General features: G+C 71.5%; 4 protein-coding genes. 1 reads left to right on the top strand and 3 read right to left on the bottom strand.

Annotated features, from left to right (window positions below; translation table 11 throughout):
* Positions 1-63 precede the first annotated feature (63 nt).
* Positions 64-222: a DUF5679 domain-containing protein gene (locus VF289_RS04495; RefSeq protein WP_010551122.1), complete on the bottom strand. Its 159-nt coding sequence runs from the start codon at positions 220-222 to the stop codon at positions 64-66.
* Positions 223-758: 536 nt separating this feature from the next.
* Here VF289_RS04495 and VF289_RS04490 point away from each other — a divergent pair.
* Entirely contained in the window at positions 759-1,445 is a 687-nt protein-coding gene (locus tag VF289_RS04490; protein WP_330881503.1) for a M48 family metallopeptidase, read from the top strand.
* Here the strand turns inward: VF289_RS04490 and VF289_RS04485 are convergent.
* The gene (locus VF289_RS04485; RefSeq protein WP_330881501.1) at positions 1,421-2,062 is read right to left on the bottom strand and encodes an NUDIX hydrolase; all 642 of its coding nucleotides are present in this window, start codon (positions 2,060-2,062) and stop codon (positions 1,421-1,423) included. The two genes, VF289_RS04490 and VF289_RS04485, sit on opposite strands and share 25 nt — an antisense overlap.
* Positions 2,052-3,172 (bottom strand): zinc-dependent metalloprotease (locus tag VF289_RS04480; RefSeq protein WP_330881499.1); only part of this gene is annotated, 1,121 nt, incomplete at its 5' end. The genes VF289_RS04485 and VF289_RS04480, both read right to left, overlap by 11 nt.

Below are 3,172 nucleotides of genomic sequence, written 5' to 3'. Positions count from 1 at the left end.
CCCGGACCTCAGGTCCGGGGCCGTCGTCGCAGCTGCGGCTGCAGCCGTTCGTGCAGTGGTGCTTCAGGCCTTGCCGAGGATCCGGTTCAGCTTGGTGCCGCACTCGGGGCACACGGCCTTGGCCATGCGACGGCCGTTGGAGACGACGACGTTGCCCTCGGCCTCTCGCTTCTCACGGCACTTGACGCAGTAGAACTCCCCTGCATAGGTCTCGTCGGCCATATCCGCTCCTCGTGGTTCGTGGGTGATGTGCATTCCCGGTGGCGCGGCGGATGCCGCGAGGTCGGGACCGCACCACTGTAACGGGGCGGAACGCGCGGCACGAATCAGCGACGGAGGATGTGGCCCGATCGGGGCGGCCCGTCGCACGCTTCGGGTTCAGGGGGCTCCGTGAGGAGCCGAGGAAGTGCGTGCGACGAGCCGACATCGGAGGCCCCGAGAGCGGCCAGAGGCCTCGAAGGGCCGTGGAACCCCGGGGGCGCTCAGCACCACGCGCACCTTCCCCGTGTGCGTCCTGCTAGTTATCCCGGGATTCCACGTGGAGGGAAACCTAGCCCCTGCGGACACCACGGGTCAAAGATCGGTCGGGGATCGGCTGTGGACAACCCGCCCCATGCTGTGGACAGGGGGTCGATCAGCGTGTGCACGTTGTGGAGGAACGGAGAGATCTGCCGGTCACGGCGTTCTGACCGGCCTGTATGCGGTGAACAGCTGTGGATGAAGATTTTCTTCCCGCAGAGCGTGCCAGGCTGTGACCCATGAACGATCTGGTCCTGCACGAGCACGTCACCGGCCCTCGCGGAGAGCGGGTGCTGGTGCGCCGCAGCGCCCGCCGGCGCCGCACCGTCTCCATCTCCCGCCGGGAGGGTGATCTGCTGATCGCGATCCCGGCGACGTTCAGCGCGCGCCAGGAACGGCAGTGGGTGACGAAGATGGTCGACCAGCTGGTCAGCAAGGAGGCTCGGCGCGCTCCGGCCCGGCGCAGCGACGATGCGCTGCTGCGCATGGCGCGGGAGGTCAGCGAGGCCCATCTCGGCGGTCGGGCCCACCCCACCTCGGTGACCTGGTCCGCGCGCCAGAACCAGCGCTGGGGCTCCTGCACCCCGGCCGACGGCTCCATCCGGCTCTCGCATCAGCTGCAGGGCATGCCGGAGTACGTGGTGCGCTCGGTGATGATGCACGAGCTCGTCCACCTGCTGGTGCCCGGGCACGGGCCGGAGTTCAAGGCGCTGATGGCGAACTATCCGCAGGCGGAGAAGGCACAGGGCTTCCTCGACGGCGTCTCCTGGGCGAAGAGCCTCCCCGAGGGAGGGGGCGACGGGGACGAGGAGTTCGACGACGGCGCGGTCGACGACCGGGGGATCGATGACGGCGCGGTCGAGACGGGCTCGTGCGGCGCCGGCGACGGACCGTCCCGAGCTCAGCTCGCCCGGGGCGCGCGGTAGGGGGAGAGGGCCTCGAGCGTTCCGGCGAGATCGGGCACCGTCCCCTCGGGCAGCGACGAGCCCTCGTTCATGCGGCCCGTCCCGGAGCCCGGCCAGGGCACCCACCGCACCTCGGCGGATTCCTCGCTCACGGTGAGCGGCAGCTCCGCAGCGGGAGCTGTCGCGCGCAGCAGGAACTGCACGTCCCAGTGCTCCGCGCACGCTCCGAAGGCCGCGTCCAGGTGGTGCCGATGCAGCATGGCCGGACCGTCGCCGACGCGCTCCAGATCGGCGAGCCCGATCTCCTCGGCGACCTCCCGGCGTGCGGCCTGCTCGAAGCTCGTCTCGCCGGCCTCGAGGTGACCGCCGGGCTGCACCCAGAAGCGGCCCTTGCGATGCCAGACCAGCGCCACCTGCTCTCCGGGGGCGTCGATCACGATCGCGCTCGCGGTGAGGTGGCGCGGGCCGCCCTCGCGCAGCAGCAGCTCCGGGGAACCGGTCAGCAGCGCCCGGAACTCCCGGGCGAGTGCGACACCGGAGACCGCAGCCTCGGCCCGCTCCAGCTCGGCGCGAGCCTCTGCGGGCGCCGAGATCGACTCCGCGCGCTCCGGCACCGATCGCACGGGATCAGCGCTCATCGTCCTCGTCATCTGGGCTGTCCGTCGAGTCCGAGAGGCCCGTCGAGTCCGAGCTGTCCGTCGAGTCCGAGCTGTCCGGGGTGCCCGGAGCGCGCAGGCCGCCCTGCTGATCCTCACGGGGCGCCTGCTCCTGGCCGTCCCCGGCCAGCAGCTTCTCCAGCTCGGCGTCGAAGTCCTCCGGCAGGGTGACGTCGGCCAGGCCCTCGACCTCGTCCTCGGACGCGGCCGGCTGCGGTGCCTGCGGGCGGCCGGAGAGCACCTCCGGGGTGGGCAGCAGATCCGGATGGTCCCACTTGGCCTCGCGACCGGCCTCCCCCTCGGTGGCCAGCACGCTCTCCCACCAGGACAGCGCCTCGCGCACCCGGCGGGGCCGGAGCTCGATGCCGACGGTCTTCGAGAGCATCTCCTCCGCGGGGCCACCGGAGGCACGGCGCCTGCGCAGCACCTCCCGCATCGCCTCGAGATCGGGGAGCTTTCCGTCCAGCGCCTTGGTGGTGACGTGGTCCACCCACGCCTCGATGAGCGCCAGCGTCGTGGCGAGCTCCTCGAGCGCCCGCTCCTGCGAGGCACGACGGGTGAAGACGAACATCTCCTCGGGACGGCGGGCCTGCATCGCCTCGGGGTCCGAGAGGTCCAGGTCACGGACCATCTCGTCGAGGGCGTCGAGATCCAGGGTGATGCCGCGGGAGTAGTCCTCGATCGCCGAGAACAGGGCTCGGCCGAGCCACGGGGCGCTGGCGAACAGCGCCGTGTGGGCGATCTCTCGCGCCGCGAGGAAGATGCGGGCCGCGCCCGGGTCCAGGGAGTGCGCGGAGATCAGGTCCTCGACGTTGGCGGCGACCAGTGCGGGCTCGCCGTCGCGCCCCAGCGGGAGTCCCAGATCGGTGGTGCCCGCGGCCTCACGGGCGAGGGAGCCGATGGCGTGTCCGAACTGGACTCCGAACATCGTTCCGCCGATGCGCTCCATCATCGCCGCCGGATCGCCGCCGGGCATCGGCATGCCCGCAGCGCCGAACTCGCCCATCTGCCCCAGCTGAGCGGCGATCGCCTCGCCGATCGCTCCGGCCATGTACTTCGCGACCGGCTCCACGATCGGCTTCCAGCGCGGCA

Origin of the sequence: Brachybacterium sp. (assembly GCF_036379615.1) — a bacterium.
Classification (GTDB): Bacteria; Actinomycetota; Actinomycetes; order Actinomycetales; family Dermabacteraceae; genus Brachybacterium.
Note: the sequence above shows the minus strand (reverse complement) of the source record. Positions and strands in the feature narration are given on the sequence as shown.